The sequence below is a fragment of the Synechocystis sp. LEGE 06083 genome, from assembly GCF_015207725.1.
Taxonomy (GTDB): Bacteria; Cyanobacteriota; Cyanobacteriia; order Cyanobacteriales; family Microcystaceae; genus Synechocystis; species Synechocystis salina.
Map to the genome: position 1 here is coordinate 1 of NZ_JADEWJ010000413.1, position 1,931 is coordinate 1,931.

Genomic DNA, 1,931 nt, shown 5'->3' on the forward strand with positions numbered 1-1,931 from the left:
CATAGGGATTAATCAATCAAATCTTTGTCGGGGGTGCCAGGGCAGTTTTTCGGGCGGGCTCTGATTGTCATCCTAGCCTAATTTCCCCGATTTCAAGACCAAATTAACTTGATTTTTCTCCTTTACTGTTCCTAGGTGCAGGTTGTCAGGTCAGGCTAAGATGGTGACAGTTACTACGACTACCCCATCCTCCATTCATTTTCCCTCGGCGATCGCCCTGTCTAGACTTCCACTATGAGCGCAAGAACCTTATTTGACAAAGTTTGGGATCTCCACACCATCAGTGTTTTGCCATCGGGTCAAACCCAACTCTTCATCGGGTTGCACCTGATTCACGAAGTCACCAGTCCCCAGGCTTTTGCCATGCTGAAGGAGCGGGGATTGCGGGTCATGTATCCAGAAAGAACAGTGGCCACGGTGGACCACATTGTGCCGACGGAAAATCAACAACGGCCCTTCCAGGATTCCCTGGCCGAAGAAATGATGCAGGCGTTGGAGACCAATACCAAGGCCCATAATATTCGCTTCCACCCCATTGGCTCCGGCAATCAGGGCATTGTCCACGTCATTGCCCCGGAACAGGGCCTAACTCAACCGGGTATGACCATTGCCTGTGGCGACTCCCACACTTCGACCCACGGAGCCTTCGGGGCGATCGCCTTTGGTATCGGCACTTCCCAAGTGCGGGACGTATTGGCGGCCCAGAGTTTGAGCTTAAACAAGTTAAAGGTGAGAAAAATTGAGGTTAATGGTGATTTAGCACCTGGGGTCTATGCCAAGGATGTTATTCTCCACATTATCCGCAAATTAGGTGTTAAGGGCGGTGTCGGCTATGCCTACGAATATGCCGGGTCAACCTTTACCGCAATGGACATGGAAGAACGCATGACCGTTTGCAATATGTCCATTGAAGGGGGGGCTCGCTGTGGTTATATCAACCCAGATGAAGTGACCTTTGCATACCTGAAGGGGCGGGAGTTTGCTCCCCAAGGGGAAGATTGGGACAAGGCTGTGCAATGGTGGCGCAGTATCGCCAGCGACCCCGATGCGGTCTATGACGATGTGGTTTCCTTCCGGGCAGAGGACATTGAGCCCACCGTTACCTGGGGCATCACCCCCGGCCAAGGCATTGGTATTAGTGAACCCGTTCCCACCCTCGACAGTCTCGACCCCGATGACCAGGCGATCGCCAGCGAAGCCTACAAATATATGCAATTCCAGCCGGGACAACCCCTAAAGGGCACCAAGGTCGATGTTTGTTTCATTGGTAGTTGTACCAACGGCCGCCTGAGTGATTTGGAAGAGGCAGCTAAGGTGGCCAAGGGTCATCAGGTAGCAGCGGGGGTAAAAGCCTTTGTGGTACCTGGTTCCGAACAAGTGAAACAACAGGCAGAAGCGGCGGGATTAGATCAAATTTTTCAAGCGGCGGGCTTTGAATGGCGGGAAGCAGGCTGTTCCATGTGTTTGGCCATGAACCCCGACAAACTCCAGGGTGATCAACTGAGTGCTTCTTCCTCCAATCGCAACTTTAAGGGGCGTCAGGGTTCTGCCTCTGGTCGCACTTTGTTAATGAGTCCAGCTATGGTGGCGGCGGCGGCCATTACGGGGCAAGTGGCCGATGTGCGGGAACTAGTCAGCTAAGTGAATTAGAAGGGGGAACTGCCTGCCAGAACTGGCCGAAAAAGAATCTGACCAGTCATCTCGCCGCTGCCATAGTATCTGTTATCCTCGATCACCACTAAAAATCTGTTTTAACAACTTCCCGCCCCTCAAATTTGGAGCAAATTTAGATAAAAGTCCTTTTATTGGCGTTGCTTTAGTGGATCGATTGAGGGGAAAAACTAAAACTTTGTCAACAGGCCCTAGGGGCTTGCCAATTTTTCCAGATTGCCTGAACGCACCCAGCCCTCGGTGCCCCCCACCCGTAACTT

Annotated in this window: 2 protein-coding genes; one reads left to right on the forward strand and one right to left on the reverse strand. The window is 52.1% G+C overall.

Features of this window, described 5'->3' with window-relative positions; all coding sequences use genetic code 11:
- The first annotated feature begins 234 nt into the window (after positions 1–234).
- Positions 235–1,641: a 3-isopropylmalate dehydratase large subunit gene (leuC, locus tag IQ219_RS19235; protein WP_194073678.1), complete on the forward strand. Its 1,407-nt coding sequence runs from the start codon at positions 235–237 to the stop codon at positions 1,639–1,641.
- Positions 1,642–1,722: 81 nt separating this feature from the next.
- On the opposite strand, the gene IQ219_RS20290 is transcribed toward leuC, so the two are convergent.
- Positions 1,723–1,931: hypothetical protein (locus tag IQ219_RS20290; protein WP_228017390.1), on the reverse strand; the 209-nt coding region annotated here is incomplete at its 5' end.